This is a genomic window from Arenibacter flavimaris (assembly GCF_030291335.1).
Lineage (GTDB): Bacteria > Bacteroidota > Bacteroidia > Flavobacteriales > Flavobacteriaceae > Arenibacter.
On record NZ_JASWIM010000020.1, the window covers coordinates 91,660 to 110,938 of the forward strand.

Sequence of the window (19,279 nt, forward strand, 5' to 3'; positions counted from 1 at the left end):
TATTATGATAAAGACCACAACAACCTATCTTTCACTTGGAAGCAATCTTGGGGACAAACTCAACCATTTGCAGGAAGTGGTATTTCTAATCCAAGACAGTGTTGGCGAAGTTGTAAAAACATCCCCTATATATGAGACACCCGCATGGGGTTTTGAAGGCGATAATTTCTTCAATGCGTGCATTATGGTAGAAACGGTTCTTTCCCCTTCCGTTCTTTTGGAGAAATTACTGCAATTGGAAACCAAGTTGGGCAGGGAGAGGAATAGAGCCAAGGGTTACTCCTCCAGGACGGTGGATATCGATATCCTTTATTATGACAAGCTAATAATCAATACCGAGGCCCTGACCATCCCCCACCCCAACATGCATCTGAGGCGATTTGTTCTCAGGCCCCTGGCGGACATAGCCCCACAGCTCTACCATCCAATTCTAAATAAGGATACCAGGAACCTATTACAGGAATGTAAGGACCAAAGCACCATTACCCGTACGCACCATAAGCTATATAAAAACAGGTCACAGCTCTTTTCCCAATTGGAATATATAGCCATTGAAGGTAATATTGGAGCGGGGAAAACTACACTGGCCCATAAGATTGGGCAGGATTTTAATGCAAAATTAGTTTTGGAACGTTTTGCAGACAACCCGTTCCTACCAAAATTTTACGAGGATCAGGGCAGATTTGCCTTTCCTTTGGAAATGTCTTTCCTAGCCGATCGCTACCAACAATTTATGGACGACACTTCCCAGTTCGATCTTTTCAAGGACTTTATGGTAAGTGATTACGACATCAACAAATCCTTAATTTTTGCCAAGGTCACCCTTCAGGAAGATGAATTTAAACTTTACAGGAAGCTCTTTAACCTAATGTACAAAGAGATAAAAAAACCGAAAATTTATATTTACCTGTACCAAAATACAGAACGGTTACTGCGGAACATAAAACAACGGGGAAGGGATTACGAACAGAATATATCGCCCGAATATTTAGAGCAACTAAACCGGGGGTACTTTGATTATATAAAGAGTTTTCCCGAGCAACATAATCTAATTTTGGATATCAGTGAATTGGATTTTGTGGAGAACCCGGCCGATTATGAATTGATTCTGGACCGGATCCTAAAATATGCGGTGAAACTCTAATTTTAAGATAATTTTCACATATTACTTGCACAAGACAAATCAATTTATTTACTTGCGCATCCATTAAACTGGTTTTGAGCTGAATAAACATCAAAAAATTCAACGGAAAGACTGGAAGGTTTTAAACTAACTAACTCAAACTATATATTGCCAAACCCAACCTATCGGTTGGGTTTTTGGTTTTAAAAAAGTTCTTCTTTTAATTGATTTTGTAATGCGCTGGTCAGGAGCCTTTGTACAGCAGTGACTTTTTCTAATTGATTTCACCCCTTAAATTTGGCCCAGAGATCCCAAACCACGACACCCACACTAACTGAAATATTCAGGGAATGTTTAGTACCGTATTGTGGAATTTCCAAAACCAGGTCGCTACCTGAGACTACTTCTTGGGAAACCCCCTTTACCTCGTTGCCAAAAATTAGGGCATACTTTTTATTTTCTTCAATCTTAAAGTTGTTCAACATAATGGCATTCTCGGCTTGCTCCACAGAAAGTGAGGTATAGCCCTCTGCCCTTAATTCCTCCAACAATGCCATGGTGCTCTCCCTATATTCCCAACCAACACTGTCCGTAGCACCCAAGGCGGTTTTATGTATTTCCTTGTGTGGCGGGGTTGCGGTAATTCCGCACAGGTATATCTTTTCTATTAAAAAGGCATCCGCCGTCCTAAAAACCGAGCCAATATTGTTCAAGCTCCGCACATTGTCCAACACAATGCAAATCGGCGTTTTTTCCACCTGTTTAAACTCCTCTATATTAAGTCGGTCCAATTCGCTATTCTCCAGTTTACGCATCCAATCCTATTTAAATTTGAACTATTTCCCTAAAATAACCAATGACATTACCTTGGTCAGAACGACATAAAGTTATCCCCAAAATATCAACAATAGGGTACATTCCAGTGGATAAACCTTACATTCGTTGTTCAGGAAAGGAATGCAAAAATAAGTTAATAATATCGCTTTTGGCAGACTCGGGAAAAACAAAAAAGGTGACCCCTTTAATGAAACAGTACAATACCATTAAGGTGAAATACCCTGATGCCCTATTATTGTTCCGTGTTGGGGATTTTTACGAAACTTTTGGGGAAGATGCCGTTAAAGCTTCCAAGATACTCGGCATTATTCTTACCCATCGAAACAATGGTGGCGACAGAACGGAACTGGCCGGTTTTCCGCACCATTCCCTAAACACCTATTTGCCAAAACTGGTAAAAGCAGGGCAAAGGGTTGCCATTTGCGATCAGCTGGAAGACCCCAAGCTCACCAAGACCATAGTGAAAAGAGGTGTTACCGAACTGGTTACCCCTGGCGTGGCCATGAACGACGATATCCTTTCGGCCAAGACCAACAATTTTTTATGTGCGGTTCATTTTGGACGGAAAAGATTGGGAATATCCTTTGTGGATATATCCACGGGGGAATTTTTAACTTCGGAAGGCAATGAGGAACAGATAGACAAATTGTTACAAAATTTCTCTCCGAACGAGGTTTTGGTATCAAAAGCCAATAAAAAGGAATTTTTGGAGGCCTTTGGTAAAAATTTCCATACTTTTTTCACCGAAGATTGGATCTTTCAGGATGATTATGCATTGGAGACACTTACCAATCATTTTAAGACCAAAAGCCTAAAAGGTTTTGGGGTGGATCATTTAACCCACGGCATAGTCGCAGCAGGGGTTGTACTACATTATCTTTCCGATACCCAGCACAGGCAATTGCAACATATCAATACCCTTCAACGTATTGCCGAAGAGGAATATATCTGGATGGACAGGTTTACCATAAGAAATTTGGAACTTTACCATTCCAACAACCAAAATGCGGTTACCCTTTTAGACGTCATAGACAAGACCATCTCGCCTATGGGCGGAAGAATGCTAAAAAGATGGTTGGCACTTCCTTTAAAGAATATTGAGAAAATACGTAGAAGACATCAGGTAATCACCCATTTGACCGATAACGAAGCTGCCCTCCATAAATTACAGGGCGGGATTAAGCAAATTGGGGATTTGGAAAGATTGATATCCAAGGTGGCCACGGGAAAAATAAACCCTAAGGAAGTTGTTCAGCTTAAAAATTCCTTAGAGGCCATAGTACCCATAAAACAGATCACCACCCAAAGCAAGAACGAGGCACTAAACCTTATTGGCGACCAATTACATACCTGTGATATGCTCAGAAGCAAGATCAAGGAAATGGTCAGTGAAGAGGCCCCGGTAAATATGCTCAAAGGAAGCACCATTGCAGAAGGCTATTCCGCAGAATTGGACGAGCTAAGGGGGTTGGCCTATTCCGGCAAGGACTATCTGGAAAAAATGCTGGAAAGGGAAACCGAACGCACGGGTATCACCTCCCTAAAAATAGCCTCCAACAATGTCTTTGGTTATTATATAGAAGTGCGCAATACCCATAAGGACAAAGTACCCGATGATTGGATCCGAAAGCAGACTTTGGTCAATGCCGAACGGTATATCACCGAAGAGCTCAAGGAATACGAAGCAAAAATATTGGGTGCGGAAGAGCGGATCCTAAGTTTGGAACAGCAATTGTTTTCCCAGTTAGTAGTCTGGATGCAGGAATACATAACCCCTGTACAGAACAATGCCTTTCAAATTGCGCAGCTGGATTGTCTCTGCGGCTTTACCCAATTGGCCAAGGAGAACAACTATGTTTCTCCAGATATGGACGATTCTACCGAACTATCCATTGTTGGCGGTAGGCACCCCGTCATTGAAAAACAATTGCCGTTGGGAGAGGCCTACATTGCCAATGATGTTACCTTAAATAGGGACGAGCAACAGATCATTATGATCACTGGCCCCAACATGAGTGGTAAATCGGCCATCTTAAGGCAAACGGCCCTCATTGTATTGTTGGCCCAGATGGGAAGTTTTGTACCGGCCGACACTGCCAAAATTGGTTATGTAGATAAAATATTCACCCGTGTAGGTGCCAGTGACAATATCTCTATGGGCGAGTCTACCTTTATGGTGGAAATGAACGAAACCGCCTCTATTCTAAATAACCTTTCCGAGCGAAGTCTGGTACTTTTGGATGAGATAGGTAGGGGCACCAGCACTTATGACGGCATCTCCATTGCCTGGGCCATTTCGGAATATTTGCACGAACATCCCGCCAAAGCGAAGACATTGTTCGCCACCCATTATCATGAGCTCAATGAAATGACCTCCACATTTTCACGTATCAAGAACTTCAATGTCTCCGTGAAGGAACTAAAGGACAATGTGCTCTTTTTACGAAAACTCACCCCAGGCGGTAGCGAGCACAGTTTTGGTATACACGTGGCCAAAATGGCCGGCATGCCACAGCAGGTGATCCACAAAGCCAACAAAATTCTAAAAAAATTGGAAAAATCGCATTCCAGCGAAGAGCTTTCCGATAAATTACAATTGGTGCAAAACGAAATGCAATTAAGTTTTTTCAATTTGGACGACCCTTTGCTGGAACAGATCAAGGAAGAAATAATACATCTGGACATCAACACTTTAACTCCGGTGGAGGCCTTGATGAAATTAAATGAAATTAAGCGTTTGCTCTCCAAGAAGAAAAATGCTTAGCGCAGGCACTTAATGTACGTTCAACCTATAAATCCCGCCTAAAATATTCACCTTGGGTACATTATAAATATTTTGATTCTTTTTAGTGAAAAGTTCTTTGCTTTTTATAGAATTATATTAAATTTGCTCCCGCATCCAAAAAGGATGCAACGTTCATTATTATAATCGCGAAAATAGCTCAGTTGGTAGAGCGCCACCTTGCCAAGGTGGAGGTCGCGGGTTCGAATCCCGTTTTTCGCTCCATTGTAAAATCTCTACTGCTCTGAGCAGTTAGGCTCGAGTGGTGGAATTGGTAGACACGTTGGACTTAAAATCCAATGGACATTAGTCCGTGCGGGTTCAAGTCCCGCCTCGAGTACAAAGGAAGAAAGACCAAAGCGAAAGCTTTGGTTTTTTTATGCCTTCATTTTTGCCAATTTTTTTTGTGTAAAAATGAAGGAAACAAAAATAGTAGTCCTGTTAGGACTGGCCTTTTCTTTTAACTTGTTCGAACGGGACGCACCGAGGCAAGTTCCTCTTTTAATTGATTTTATACAGGGCTGGTCAGGAACCTTTGTACAACGGTGACTTTTTCTGAACAAACTTTTATAGAGCTACCTAGCCCGTGAGATGGAAAGTTCAAAGTAAGGAGACCTTGCACGGCGGATTTTAACAATAGATTTCACCCTCCCTTATATACGGCCCAGTCATTGATCCCGCTTATGATTTTGATAAGATTTTATGGGCCAATGATGGAAACAAAAAAGCGATCCAAAAAAACAATCTAATTTTCGGAATGGTAAGTATTTCCTTTTCTTTTTGAAGTTGTGGAAGTATGTTGTCTACCAGTACAGCTGCCGACATCTTTTTTGTTTTCCTTCCCTTGGTCATCGGGGTATCGGTAACGGGAGGAATCAATTCCAATACACGGATAGAGGTATTTTTTAAACCATACCGAAGACCCGTTGTGAAGTTCCGCATGGCTGCCTTACCAGCACTGTAGACCAAGCCATCTACCTTTGGAAAAATCCCCAGACCAGACGTGGTATTGACGATAACGGCTTTTGGGGCTTTGGCCAAAATAGGAATCATCAATTGCGTCAAAATCAATTGGCCGGTAAGGTTGATATTTATTTCCTGTGAAATCTTTTTGATCGGAATTACACTACTGGTAAAATCGTAATTACATTGAACCCCGGCGTTGTTGAAAAGCATATTGATTTGAGGATAATGACTGTGGATAAAGAATACTGCACTTTCAATATCCTCCTGCCTGCCCAAATCACAAAGAATTGTCTTAAATCCCTCTTTTTCGGCCAATGCAAGCTTTGATTGGTCCCTTCCCAAGAGCATAACCGTATTGTTGCGTATCAATAGGGCCCTGCCAAGTGTCAGCCCGATGCCGGATGTACCACCTGTAATGAGTATGGTATTATTTGTAAGCTTCATAAATAAGGTTTTAGTATTAAATTGTTTAAAAAATGTGGCCTTGCCAACCTTAGACCGATTTCCCCTTGCCGGGATATACTTGAAGGTTGTTGTGATTTGTTACCGTATTGCCCACCAGACACAATAAGGCCCCAACAATCTTGCCGGTACTTGTCATGGCATTTACATTTTAAGCATGTACCAGGCCAATAAGAAGTTTGATAAACCCAATGAGAAGTACGCCAAATAGGCCGTTCACAATGAGCATGAGCAGTGTGGCACCAAACAATCCCAAATACTGAATGGACCTACTGTCTCCAACTCCAGTGTCACGTCCAAATAATTTATTTACAATTGCCCATGCATTTAGGTGTTCAGCTTCTGTTCCCAGGAGGTAATCTACAATCACCATGATACAAAGGCAAGCCAATCCGGCTGCTACATAGATAACGATGGGATGACCAATGAATGATTTCATAGTACACAAACTTTAATGTTCGCAACAAAATTGTGGAAAACAAAATCCCAGGACATTAACATATGTTAAGGAATATACTTAGCGAGTTTGGACCAGCTGTGCACGGATCCTACTCAATTGAATGGGCGTGATGCCCAAGTAGGAGGCTATGTGATATTGGGGAATTAAATTTTCAAGTTCAGGGAATGTTTGTCTAAAAATCATATAATTGGTGGTGGCATCATTTGTCACCATATGGATGTCATGTCTTTCCTTTTTTATCCACAATTGTTCAAGAATTCCAAGCATAAGGGATTCAAGACATCTGTGTTTTTCAAATAGCACCCTAAATTCGCTGTAGGAGAATTTGATTAATTGGCTTGGCAATAATGCTTGAAAGGACAATGATGAAGGTGTATCGGACAACAGGGCCGTTAGGGGGGTGGGAAACGTTCCTGGCATGAAAAAGGTCTTGTTGTACTCATTCCCTTCCTTGTTGTAAAACACCCGTACCACTCCCTCCGTAAGTAAATAACACGTATTGACCCTTGAACCTTCCCTGACCAAATAGTCGTTTCTATTTAATTGCTGTGGTACAAACAATTCCTGCAAATCGGCCCAGGCTTCCACAGTTATCGGATGAATGGCGCTGAGTACGCTAAAGATATACGCTGTTTTCATTTCTTCTCCTTAAGGCACATAGTTTGGACCAGTTAAAGTTAAGAATTAATTTCACGGAGATTTCCGGAACACCATTCACTTTGGCCAATATTACAGGGATGATGGATCCTACAAAATACAACCAGCCGGAACAGGAGATATACAATGTATCAAAAAAGATAATTGTCCCCAAAAAACGGTCCCAAATCTTAATATAAAATACTATTTTAGACCCTTCAAACTAAATTCCCTCAAATGAGAACAAAATCCAACAAAACCATTTTTACTATTTTCTTGATCATTGGTCTAGGCCTAATCTCCGGTGAATCTTCAGCGCAAAAAAATATAAAGTGGAAGCAGTTGTTCAATGGAAAGGATTTAAATGATTGGCACATAAAAATAAGGCAGCATAAATTAAACGAGAATTTTGGCAATACCTTTCAAGTCAAAGATGGCAATATACAGGTAAGATATGATCAATATTCCAATTTTGACGAGCAATTTGGGCACCTGTTTTACAAGGAACCATTTTCTTCCTATTTAATAGGCGTAGAATATAGATTTGTAGGCGATCAGGTTAAGAAAGGACCGGATTGGGCCTATAGAAACAGTGGCATAATGGTACATGGCCAAGATCCGGCGACCATGACGGTAGACCAGGATTTTCCAAATTCCATTGAAGTGCAGTTGCTGGGAGGCAATGGCAAGGATGAACGGTCCACGGCAAATTTATGTACCCCGGGCACCCAATTTGTAAAAGATGGCAAGCTTATAAAACAACACTGCACCAATTCCACCTCCAAAACCTACCACGGTGATCAATGGACACGGGTAGAAGTCCTTGTATTAAGGGACTCCTTAATTGTCCACTATGTAAACGGGGAAGAAGTTATGCGTTATAGCAAACCCCAACTAGATCCGGTAAAAGGATCGGAACAGGGAGAACTTTTAAAGTCCGGTAGCATTTCCCTACAAAGCGAAAGTCACCCAGTAGACTTCCGTAAAGTAGAAATTATTGATTTGGAAAGGTATGCCGATAGACCCAAGAAATTGAAGAAAGTAATTGCAAAACTAATGGCCCAAAAACGCGTGGCGTTGCAGGAATAAAAGGTATTAAACCTAAGGGCAGGCAGGCCTGTCTGCCGACAAAGGCAGGCCCTGAACCCTATAATAGGAATCGACCCTAGGGTCGAGGTATTGAACCTAGATCCCGCCGAAAAAGGCGGGATTAGTTCAACTTGCAATTTTAAGTGCGTCTTTCTGACTTCTGAATATTGGGTTTCACTAATAAATAATAGCTTTAGAAAATAATTCCTTTTTCCCAGGCTGTAATTAAGGGCTTGACTGGAATAATTGGATTATTTTAATAAATAGTATTTTTCCAGTAATAACAGGCCCCATATTCATTATCTTCGTTAAAAAGTAATTATTATGGCAAAGAGTCAGGACGCAAAGAAAAATGTAAAAAAGGAAGCTGTTTTATCCGCCAAGGAAAAGAAAGCGGCAAAGAGGGAAAAGAAGGCCAAAAGATCCTAAGGCAGATAACATTCATTACCCATTATACTTATTCCCTCCTTTTTTAGGACCTATACCGGTACTTATGAAACTTAAATCAAAGTACATGCGGATTTATTGGGAGCAAAATTGCTCATGGTAAGAATTTTTCCTAAACAAAACAGTATCCCTAATATTCATTTACGGAAGTCGATTTCACCTAACAGCAAGATACATTTAACCATTATTACAGGATAAAGTAGGTATTTATTTACAATTCATCGATTATTCGTACCGATTGAAGTTTAAATAGAATATTGATCCAATTATTTTGGAAACTTTGATCAATAAATCCTCCGTAAAATGAAAAAATATATCTACCTATTCTTAGTATCAATTTCTTTAATTGTTTCAGGTTGTAGTAAAGACGACTCGTCTTCAAAATCATCAACCAGTGTTAAATTGTATACGCTCAGCTCTGTCTCCAATTCAAAAATCACCGGTAAAGTCACGTTTAAAAAGAATGAAGACGGATCAACCACCGTACTACTGGAGATAAACGGCTCTTCCAAAGACGTACATCCTGCATTTATTTATTTTAACAATGCAGAAACAGGTGGAGAAATAGCGATAACGCTAGAACCGATTGATTGCGATTGCGAATCCAGTAGCACAATTGTGACTACCTTGGACGACGGTACGCCGATTTCCTACGAACAACTTTTGAAATTTGATGGTCACCTTAAAATTCATCAAAATGAGGATCACTTGGAAATCGTTATTACACAAGGTAATATTGGTGCCAATGCCAACTAGTCCAAATAAGATTTAGGCACAATATTAAACCCTGACCATAAACGTCAGGGTTTATTTGTATTATACAATATCATCCGTTTTGGTTATCGGACCTATTCGAGGCCTTTATACTTTCCTAAACCATGTACAAGTCACAATAGGATTGAATTGTTTACCTTGAGGACATATTCTTATGACCCATGAAAAAGAAAATTGGCATTTTATTTCTACTTGGAATATTGGGGATTTATTTGATTTTGACCAGCTGCAATAGCATCATAGAAAATGCCACCGAGGACAGAACCTATTGGAACTTACAGGAAATTCCCAAAAACAAAGTAGGCCTCGTCCTAGGCACTTCCAACAGGCTGGTAGGTGGAGGATCCAACCCGTATTACACAAATAGGATCAAAGCCACTATGGAGCTATATAAAGCTGGAAAAATAGACTATGTATTGGTCAGCGGGGATAATGGCACCCAGTACTACAACGAACCAACTGTTTTTAAGAAAGACCTTGTGCTTGGAGGCATCCCTAGTGAAAAAATATTTTTGGATTATGCCGGTTTTCGCACGCTGGATTCCATGGTCAGGGCGAAGGTCATCTTTGGATTGGACAGTGTTACCGTTATTTCACAAAAATTCCACAACCAGCGGGCCATTTATATAGCCGAGCAAAAAGGGTTGTATGCCATAGGATATAATGCCGAGGATCTATCCATAAAACACGGCTTAAAAATTCAGATAAGAGAGTATTTTGCACGCGTAAAAGTGTTTATTGACCTAGTACTTAATACCCAACCAAAATTCTTTGGGGACAAAATTGAAATTAAGTAAACTTAGCTATATTTACGCCTGCTATGTCAATGCTGCTTTCCATAAAAAAACTGATTAAAAACCTTGGTCCCGGCCTACTTTTTGCCAGTACGGCCATAGGTACTTCCCATTTAGTGCTTTCCACCAAAGCGGGCGCCGAATATGGATGGGTAATGGTATTCCCCATTTTATTGGCCAATATCTTTAAATATCCATTTTTTGAATTTGGGATCAGATATACCAACATTACCAACAAAACCCTTATAGAGGGCTATCTTAATCGCGGTAAGGCCTATCTCATCTTTTATGCGATAATTACCCTCTTCAGCACTTTCACCATACTAGCGGCACTCTATGTGGTTACCTCGGGCTTGCTGATTAATCTTTTTCAATTAACCAATACTCCTGTAAGCGTTGTAGCTGGCGGACTTTTTATTATAATTTGTATTCTGCTCATAGTTGGACGCTATAAATTTCTGGAAATTTCATTGAAATATGTGATATCCATTTTGTTCCTGGCCCTTTTGGTGACAACAATTCTGGTAATCGCCAACGGCAAGGTTACAGCGGTGGAACACTTTAAAACACCGGTAATCTTCAATGAAGTGGGAATTCTTTTTTTAATAGGACTAATGGGATGGATGCCAACGGCTGTGGAGGCATCTGGTTGGATAAGTCTTTGGAGCATTGAAAAATTTAAAAATTCCAAACAAAAACCCACCCTAAAGGAGGCTTTACAAGAATTTAAATTCGGCTATTTCACAACAGCCATTTTAGCTATCTTTTTTATGGTTATCGGCTGGTTCACCCTTTATGGCACCAACACGGAATTAAGTAGCAGTGCCGTAGTTTTTGCGGACCAACTGGTTCAATTGTTTACCGCCAATATTGGATCCTGGGCTTATATTTTAATTGCAGTAGCGGCGTTTGCCACCATGTTCAGTACATGTATTACCGCCCACGATGCCATTGCCAGGGTAAGTGTTGATATATTGACCCTACTCTTTCCAAAAAGAGAGGTTATAAAGAATAAGGGATTTTCTATAGGAATAATTCTTCTTGCCATCATAAACTTTATGGTCATAAGCATCTTTTCCGCCAATATGGGGCTACTTGTAGCCATGGCCACATTTGTATCATTTGTTATGGCACCCATCATAGGTTATATGAATCTCAAGAATGTAATGAGCCATGAAATACCTGAAAGAGATAGGCCCAATAGAAACCTTCAGCTATTAACCTATCTCGGTATAATATTTCTCACACTATTTTCCATCTATTATTGTTGGATGCTATTGTTTTAAAACAACTTTCAAATAAATGTATCCCGATCATTTTATACCCTTAGGCAATTAACTCAATGAAGGCCTGTCTACCAGCATAGCCTGGACTGCCGACCTTAGGGCAAACGTTAGGGTTTTATATACCATTTAGAGGGTAAAGACGGATCAATCCCAAAAGTTGTGTGTGAATTACAAAAAAATATAATTTACTATTTCAAGTTTGTATCCTGTTCATTTTTTGCATCGCCCAAAAAACGAACAGGGCCGAATAACCAAGGTACGGTGTACCTTGGTTAGGAGGAGCCAGCTGTAGCCATGGCCAAGCTGATTTTAAATTTCTTTAAATCTACGCACTTTCCACGGCCCCGGCGTCCAGGCCGCTTTCACTTGGGTGAAATGCTCTATGGACGCCTACCTGAACCCAATGTGGAAACTACTTGATTTAATACGAAATTGAAAATAGGCCGGTCCTTTCGTTCCGTCAACCCTCATGTGGGAAAAGTCATTTTCCGTTATTAAAAACCTTTGAGCATTGTCCTCAAGGTCTATGGTTCGGTCGTTCTTCTTCCGTAGAGGAGATGGCATGGCCGTTAAGAATTATTGAAGCCTTGGAAATAATTTAGGCCATGGCATCGGTCCTTAAAATCCAGAGATTTTAGGGAGCGCCTAGCGAAGAAGGGTCTTTTCTCCTGCCTGCCGGAAGGCAGGTTTGTTTAGCTCATGGCTGGTTATTTTCCTAATTATGTATTCGTGAACCTGCGGTTTCGTTTTATTCATTGCTTGCTTATTTTGTAATATGGTATTCATGAACCTCCTAGGTCGGTTTCATTGGACAAGCAAAGAAATCGAAGATTCACGAAATCCGATAAAAAACAATAACAACCAATTGAGTAAAATGAAAGAATAATTTAATCATTGGTTTTAATAAATTGCTCCTATTAATTAAAACTATTGATCAAAAAACACGACTGATCAAATTATTCCTAACTTTTTGATAAACACAACAATTGGTCATGATCCGTAAAGACTTAACATCTAAAATTTGCTTTTAACATTTCATTCCTTAACCTTTGTAAAATATGAAGAAGAAGCGCAGCATAATGAAATTGACACGTATAAAGAGAAATACAAGGAACGAAAAGCGATATAATTCCAAAATGGGAATCTTATACACCAGGGTAACCTATATAAAAGAGGTTATACTGGGCATTCCGATAAGGACACTCCACAAATACAGGGAAACATACTACGGCGAAATCAAGGACTGTAGTGAGTGCAACTTAGCAACCTAATCTACCATTAACGGCATAAAGTCCAGGTATTTTGTAAAGTATTATACTACCCTAATACAAGAGATTGTAATTAAGCACTACTATTAAGGATCTCTCGTTCTTTTTGTGTAACATATCTAGGCAAAAAACTCCGTTCTTACAACCATTCACAAGTTTTTCCTCTCCATAACCTATAGAATAGAGGATACTGCCCGCAGGCACCCCTTTTTGTAGGAGATACTTTTTAATGGCATCGGATCTTTTCTGGGATAAGGTAAAATTGGAACTGGACCCCCCTCTACTATCGGTATGTGATTCCACCCTAAGTTGCAATTGGGGAAATCTCCCCATAACATCCACCACCTTATCCAATTCTTGGGCAATCTCCGAGGTAATAGTGCTCTGCCCCTTACCAAAATAGAACTTCTTTAATTTTATAACCGTTTGATCCTCCTGTTCCTCCACCAAATCGTCCAAAAATTTAATCCCCATATTGAAAGCTTTCTCTTGAATCCCTTCCAAGTCGTTATCTTGATACGTCACAGAAAAAATGGAATGCCTCTTTTTGGTAGCCTCAATGGTTATCTGATTCTGAAAAGGAATTTCAATACTGTAATCACCATTCTCGTTGGCAAATACTTCCTTAACCAGCTTTCCATCCTTATCAATTAACCTAACCTGAGCCTTGGAGACCCCATTGTTGGAGGTTAGGTTAACCACTTTCCCCTTTAAGGCCAAGGTCTTTAACCCAGGTTTTTCCTTAACATTAAAGCCGTAAATATCATCTCCGCCCTTACCCCCGTTCCTATTGGACGAAAAATATCCCAACAGTCCATTGGTATCGTTATTCTTAATAATAAACCCAAAATCGTCCTTTTCAGAATTAATACCTGGCCCAAGATTAATGGGAATACTATAGGTATCGTCTGCCTGGATGGTAGACTTATAAATATCCATTCCCCCAAGGCCATAAAATATATCCGAGGAGAAATACAAACTATTCTCAAAAATAAACGGGGCAATTTCATTCCCTGGAGTATTAATCCTAGGTCCCAAATTTGTTGGTGCCGACATTATCAATCCATCATTGGTATAAACATAATAGATATCCGTACCACCATAACCATCACCAAAATCCGCCGCAAAAAATAAGCGTCCGGTAGCTGCCTCATAAAAGGGATAATAAAAAGAGGTATCAGGATCCCTCAGAATAAACTTAAACGATCCTTGGCTGGTTGCCATTCCAATGGAAAGGGCATTTTTGCCCTTGTCGCTAAACTCTAAATTCTCACCATCTGAATTGGAAAGGACATAGAACACATTGTTCAACTCCTCTGAATAAAAGGGGGTGGCCCTATGGAATTTAGTGTCCGCAATACCCTTGAAGGGCCGGGGATCCTTTACATTGCCCTGAAGATCAATTTTGGATTCATAAATATTTAGGTAAGACTCCCCGGAGGGGCCATATACCTTCTTGGAACCATCAGGCCTATCACTGGAAAACAATAAGCTTCCTTTGTAAAAGGTAGGGGAAAAATCGGATTGAGGACTATTCCCACTTATATTGAATATCTCAAAATCCAGTTCCTCATCACTATTGGTAGCTATGAGTTCATAGTTAAAAGTGGCATTCTCTATCAATTCCTGTGGTAACTTATCTTCCTTTGTAGCCAGATAGGCTTTTACTTTCCCAACTTCCGAAGTCTTGGCCAAGGCCTGCAGCATTTTATTGAAGTGATATTTGGACATAGTGGTATCTTTCTGAAAAACATCCACGTATATGTCAGATGCTTTTTTGTAGTTCCCTACTTTCATGTAGGAATCCGCCAAGTTTAAATATTGGGTATTGGAAAGTTTGGTCTCCCTTAATTCCTTTTGATATTCAATAATAGCCTGATTGTAGGAATATTCAAAAAACAATACATCCCCCTTGGATTTTTTTTGCTGTGCAAAACCGAAGGACGATAAAATGACTAAAAATATAACTACGAACTTAAACTTCATATTGGTAATTGTTTTAGAAAAATCGAGGACTGTCTATTTGTTTAGGCATACCCTTTTGATCTCTTTTACTGTCCTTTTTACTTTTTCCACTTGCTCTACCCAAATAAAACTTTAAAATTACTTCATGCGAGCCTTGACTATATTCGCCCAATCCATTGGTATTGTAATCGTACGAATACCCAACGAACAGACTATTGGAAACCTGCAATCCGGCCAAGCCGCTCAATGCATTATCCAATCTATAGGACGCCCCCAAAGTTACTATATCGTTTATTAAAAAATTAGTGGACAAATTTAGATTTAGGGGCAAGCCTTTTAAATAATTCATTAAGAAGGCCGGTTTAAATTTAAGGCCTTCGCTAAAATCAAAGACATAGCCCCCTATAAAATTAAACTGCATTTTATCTTCTACAATATTGGCAACCTCGTCCGCGTAAATGCCCGAAGTTAAAAAATTAGGTACCGATAAGCCTACATACCAATTTTCCTGATACATAAAAATCCCCGCTCCCACGGTGGGATAAAACTTATTAAAGGTGTCGGCATTATTGATCAAGGGTTCACTGGGGTTTTCAAAATCGCCTTTGGTATAATCCACATCCAACAAGGAACCTCCTGCATCTACCCCAAAGGAGAGTTTGGTATCGTCCGAGATCTTCACCTGAAAGGAATAGGCAACATCTATATACGTTTGGGTGGTAGGCCCTAATTGATCGCTTACCACATTAAATCCCAGTCCATTTTTCTCATTGGCCAAGGGCAGGTTGACCCCAAATCTCATAGTTTTTGGCGCACCCGGAATTCCTGTCCATTGAGCGCGATAAAGACCTGTAATATCAGGAGTTTCCACCGTACCTACATAGGCGGGGTTAAAACTTCCTATATTGTACATATATTGGGTATACTGAGGTTCTTTCTGGGCAAAAAGTGAGCCTACAGAAAAAAACAGCAGGCTACAAACCAATAAAATATCTCTATACACTTTATCGTATATTCCTTTATCCATAGTCTATTTTATCTTATGATTTGGATCCAACCTTTTCGAACTTCCGATCCATCACCAAGATCTAGGATATAGAAGTAAGTCCCTTTAGGCAAATCTCCATTTTTACCAGTTCCCATCCAAGTATTATCATAGCCATTGGCAGAAAAAACTTCATTGCCATAGCGATCAAAAATTTGAAGGGTATTATTGGGGTAATCGGTTATACAGTTAATAAATACCGTATCATTTATTCCATCGGCATTTGGGGATATCTGATTAAAGAGGAATCCACATTCTTCCGTGGAACGCGGGGTTCCCGTTACGGTAGCCGTGGCCGTATTATTGGTGGCATTGGAATCCTCTGGAAAAGAGTCCACAATGGCCGCAATATTCTGATAAGTACCAATTTCGGGTACAATGGCAGTAATGGTCAAGGTATTGACCTCCTCTGCCAGAACCTCATCCAATTGCCATACTCCTGCCAATTCATCATACACACCCTTGGTGGTAGAACTACTAACGTACTGAAATCCGTTGGCTGAACTTACTAGATCGTTCACCGCTATATTGGTCACCATTATCTGACTTAGATTGGTCAGTGTTACGGTAAATGTAACTTCCCTACCCACCAAAATACTTTCCTTATCCACCACCTTCTCAATAGCCAGATCTATTTGGCAGGCAGCCGAAATATTGGGGATACAGGGATTATCGTTGGCGGGATCCAATTGATCTACAATACCATCATTGTCCTGATCCAAAATATTGGAATCAAGGGCATCAATAATTCCGTCACTATCGGTATCTATGGGGTTATTAATATCCGGCCCCACTTCTACCCCATCATCAATACCATCGGCATCGGTATCCCGAAGATTGGGATTGAGCCCCAAGGCAGTTTCATCCCTATCCAAAAGTCCATCCTCATCACTATCCATAGTACAGGTAGAAACGGTTATGGTTACATCCACGCTTTCGTCAACACAAGGGGAGACAGCAGTATTGGTGGTAAACCTAAAAACGTATTCCCCTTCTACGGCCCCTTCAAAATCAACAATATTGCCCGCAGCTATGGTAACGGTACTCGGAGGGGTCCCTACAATAGACCAAACACCAGAATCCCCTGCAGACCTGGTATCATCCAAATCCACTGTGGTAGTAGCTCCACCACCAGCTATACTACAGGCGGTATCGTCCGTGGTAGTTCCTACAACAACGAGATCTGCTACTGTTACAATTACGGGAGTTCGCTCTGTAATACACTCATTGGCAGAGGCCTCTACCCAATAAGTAGTGGTTTCCTCAATACTGGGTGTTACAAAGTTACTACCCTCCCCCAATGGCATTCCACCAGATTCCGAACTGTACCAAAACAAACTTCCTCCATCAGTGACAGTTGCACTTATAGTTGCGGAACCATTTCCACAAATAGTGGTTGGAGCGGTACTCAATACTTCCGGTGGCACATTACGTACCAAAGTCACCTCCAAGGGTGGACTTAAACAGTCTGTACTTTCGTTATACAAAAAGCCATAAAAGGTAGCCTCAAAATCTACCACACTAGTATTTAACCTGGCACCCTCAATAGAGAAATCACTATTACTGCTCCATATCAGCTCAAAACCAGCAGGAACAGGACTGTCCGTATAGGCGTCCAAATCTTGGGTAAAGGCATCGCAAAAAATGGTAGGGGTACTATTTATTAAGGGCGCCTCCATACAATTATCGTTATCGGCAATGGTGCCTACCCCCTGGGCTTTATCAATTTGGATCAAACCAGTGGGATTGGATAAATTCACAAAAAAGTTTTCTGTTCCTTCGGCCAGGGTATCTTCCAAAATATCGATTACAATGGTTTGTGTTTCGTTGTTCAAGCCGGAGAAAGAAAGTGTCCCTGAATCCGCCACATAATCCGTTCCCGCCGCAGCCGAATCATTGGAAGTGGCATATGAAACGGTGGCTCCTGCAGGAACATTTGCGTTGAGCGTAACCGTAAAGGTGGCAGTACCATCACTTTCATTTACCACCACATCATCTATGGAAATTCCTGCAACATCCTCACTGTCTATATTTACAGTGGCATTGTTGGGGGCCCCAACCGTATATCCAGTACCACTTGCCAAGGTTACGATTACCGTTTCCAATCCTACTTCCACTTCCGAATCATTTATCGGGGTCAAAGTTATGGAAGCACTCTCTTGTCCATCACCTATGGAGACAGTTCCGGAAAGGGCTATATAATCCGTACCGGTAACAGCAGTACCGCTTACAGTATAATTAATTACCATAGGGTTGCCGGTTAGGTTGGTAGTGTTCAGTCCCACGGTATACGTACCTGGATCTAACGGACTTTCCGCTGCGTCGGCGTCTGTTGCGGTAATGGTTGCAATGTAGCTGTCGTTGTCCAGGATAGTCCCAACACCTTGGGCCTTTCCAATTTGGGCAAAACCGGTGGCATTGGTCAGGTTTACAAAAAAGGTTTCGTTCCCCTCCACCAGGGTATCTTCATTAATATCAATTGTAATTGTTCGGGTTTGATTAGCAATCAATGGGGCGAATATAACGCTACCAGATTGTGCCTCATAATCCGACCCTGCCAAGGCAGTACTATTTGCTGTAACAAAAGAAACTGTGGTTCCCAAAAGAAGGGCCCCATTCAAGGTAACGGTAAAGCTGGCAGTGCCATCACCTTCGTTGACGGAAACGTCATCAATGGAAACACCGGCGGTATCGTCATCAGTTATTGTAACTGTAGCTGTATTGTTAGGGGCGCCAACAACAACATAGCCCGTACCAGCTGCCAGGGTCAATATAACCGTCTCCGGGCCCTCAACCAATGCGTCGTTTACCGGTGTAATGGTTATGGTCCCCGTCTGGTCTCCATCGGCTATCGATACGCTAGTACCGATGTCCGCATAATCTGTTGTATTCGTGGCATTGGATCCCCCAGTTGCGATACTGAAGTTTACCACGATGTCGCCACCAGTAGTATTGGCCGTGCCAAGGTCCACCGTGAACTGTCCAGTGGCACTGCCCGTCTCAGAGGCCGTAGAGTCGTTCGCGGTAATGCTCGCGACATAGCTGTCGTTGTCCGTATTGGTCACCGAAACGTCGGCTACATTGGCCGCCGTAAGTGCATCATAGGACAGGTCCGCCGAGGTAACGTCACCAGTTACTATCGTATAGGCAATATCCCCGTCAACAAGGGCATCGTCAACCCCGGTGACCGTCACCGTCTGGGCTACGTTCCAGTTCGCAGCAGTAAAGACCACATTGGCCACCGCTATCGTACCCTCGGATACATCACTACTGTTCAAGGGTATCGTTACGTTGGCAGTAGGTTCGCTATCAAGTACTATGTCAAATTCAGCAGTGCCACCGCCC

The 19,279-nt window shown here is 41.2% G+C and carries 14 protein-coding genes and 2 tRNA genes; 9 read left to right on the forward strand and 7 right to left on the reverse strand.

All coding sequences use genetic code 11. The features are described from left to right. The first annotated feature begins 4 nt into the window (after positions 1 to 4). Positions 5 to 1,144: a 2-amino-4-hydroxy-6-hydroxymethyldihydropteridine diphosphokinase gene (folK, locus tag QSE00_RS15370; RefSeq protein ID WP_110355570.1), complete on the forward strand. Its 1,140-nt coding sequence runs from the start codon at positions 5 to 7 to the stop codon at positions 1,142 to 1,144. A gap of 263 nt (positions 1,145 to 1,407) precedes the next feature. Here the strand turns inward: folK and QSE00_RS15375 are convergent, their stop codons facing one another. After that, positions 1,408 to 1,938, reverse strand: a complete 531-nt coding sequence (locus tag QSE00_RS15375) for an RNA methyltransferase (RefSeq protein ID WP_286106603.1) — start codon at positions 1,936 to 1,938, stop codon at positions 1,408 to 1,410. A 209-nt stretch (positions 1,939 to 2,147) separates the two neighbouring features. Here QSE00_RS15375 and mutS point away from each other — a divergent pair, with 209 nt between their 5' ends. The 3 genes from mutS to QSE00_RS15390 all read left to right on the forward strand — a co-directional run bounded on the left by mutS (position 2,148) and on the right by QSE00_RS15390 (position 5,082). Next, entirely contained in the window at positions 2,148 to 4,724 is a 2,577-nt protein-coding gene (gene mutS, locus QSE00_RS15380) for a DNA mismatch repair protein MutS (RefSeq protein WP_286106604.1), read from the forward strand. 167 nt (positions 4,725 to 4,891) lie between these two features. Continuing rightward, positions 4,892 to 4,967, forward strand: a tRNA-Gly gene (locus QSE00_RS15385). A gap of 31 nt (positions 4,968 to 4,998) precedes the next feature. Next, positions 4,999 to 5,082 (forward strand) — tRNA-Leu (locus tag QSE00_RS15390). Positions 5,083 to 5,423: 341 nt separating this feature from the next. Here QSE00_RS15390 and QSE00_RS15395 read toward each other — a convergent pair. The 3 genes from QSE00_RS15395 to QSE00_RS15405 all read right to left on the reverse strand — a co-directional run bounded on the left by QSE00_RS15395 (position 5,424) and on the right by QSE00_RS15405 (position 7,269). Next, the gene (locus tag QSE00_RS15395) at positions 5,424 to 6,152 is read right to left on the reverse strand and encodes an SDR family oxidoreductase (RefSeq protein ID WP_286106605.1); all 729 of its coding nucleotides are present in this window, start codon (positions 6,150 to 6,152) and stop codon (positions 5,424 to 5,426) included. A gap of 169 nt (positions 6,153 to 6,321) precedes the next feature. Then, a complete protein-coding gene (locus QSE00_RS15400; RefSeq protein ID WP_286106607.1) occupies positions 6,322 to 6,609 on the reverse strand; it encodes a hypothetical protein in 288 nt (95 codons plus the stop codon). A gap of 78 nt (positions 6,610 to 6,687) precedes the next feature. Continuing rightward, positions 6,688 to 7,269, reverse strand: coding sequence for a Crp/Fnr family transcriptional regulator (locus QSE00_RS15405; protein ID WP_286106608.1), 582 nt, complete (start codon positions 7,267 to 7,269; stop codon positions 6,688 to 6,690). Between the two features lie 234 nt (positions 7,270 to 7,503). Between QSE00_RS15405 and QSE00_RS15410 the strand changes: the two genes are divergently transcribed. The 5 genes from QSE00_RS15410 to QSE00_RS15430 all read left to right on the forward strand — a co-directional run bounded on the left by QSE00_RS15410 (position 7,504) and on the right by QSE00_RS15430 (position 12,927). Further along, positions 7,504 to 8,355: a 3-keto-disaccharide hydrolase gene (locus tag QSE00_RS15410; protein ID WP_286106609.1), complete on the forward strand. Its 852-nt coding sequence runs from the start codon at positions 7,504 to 7,506 to the stop codon at positions 8,353 to 8,355. Between the two features lie 750 nt (positions 8,356 to 9,105). Continuing rightward, positions 9,106 to 9,558 (forward strand): hypothetical protein, encoded by a 453-nt coding sequence (locus tag QSE00_RS15415; RefSeq protein ID WP_286106610.1) that lies wholly within the window; start codon positions 9,106 to 9,108, stop codon positions 9,556 to 9,558. Between the two features lie 179 nt (positions 9,559 to 9,737). After that, complete coding sequence (locus QSE00_RS15420; protein WP_286106611.1) at positions 9,738 to 10,373, forward strand: SanA/YdcF family protein; 636 nt, start codon at positions 9,738 to 9,740, stop codon at positions 10,371 to 10,373. Positions 10,374 to 10,396: 23 nt separating this feature from the next. Then, positions 10,397 to 11,656, forward strand: a complete 1,260-nt coding sequence (locus QSE00_RS15425) for an NRAMP family divalent metal transporter (protein ID WP_286106612.1) — start codon at positions 10,397 to 10,399, stop codon at positions 11,654 to 11,656. A gap of 1,079 nt (positions 11,657 to 12,735) precedes the next feature. Continuing rightward, positions 12,736 to 12,927 carry a hypothetical protein gene (locus QSE00_RS15430; RefSeq protein WP_286106619.1) on the forward strand — a complete coding sequence of 64 codons (192 nt, stop codon included), beginning with the start codon at positions 12,736 to 12,738 and terminating at the stop codon, positions 12,925 to 12,927. 51 nt (positions 12,928 to 12,978) lie between these two features. On the opposite strand, the gene QSE00_RS15435 is transcribed toward QSE00_RS15430, so the two are convergent. The 3 genes from QSE00_RS15435 to QSE00_RS15445 all read right to left on the reverse strand — a co-directional run. After that, positions 12,979 to 14,910, reverse strand: a complete 1,932-nt coding sequence (locus tag QSE00_RS15435; protein WP_286106613.1) for an OmpA family protein — start codon at positions 14,908 to 14,910, stop codon at positions 12,979 to 12,981. Positions 14,911 to 14,923: 13 nt separating this feature from the next. Further along, a complete protein-coding gene (locus tag QSE00_RS15440; RefSeq protein WP_286106614.1) occupies positions 14,924 to 15,916 on the reverse strand; it encodes a PorP/SprF family type IX secretion system membrane protein in 993 nt (330 codons plus the stop codon). A gap of 8 nt (positions 15,917 to 15,924) precedes the next feature. Beyond that, a partial coding sequence (locus tag QSE00_RS15445; RefSeq protein ID WP_286106615.1) for a Calx-beta domain-containing protein occupies positions 15,925 to 19,279 on the reverse strand: 3,355 nt, incomplete at its 5' end.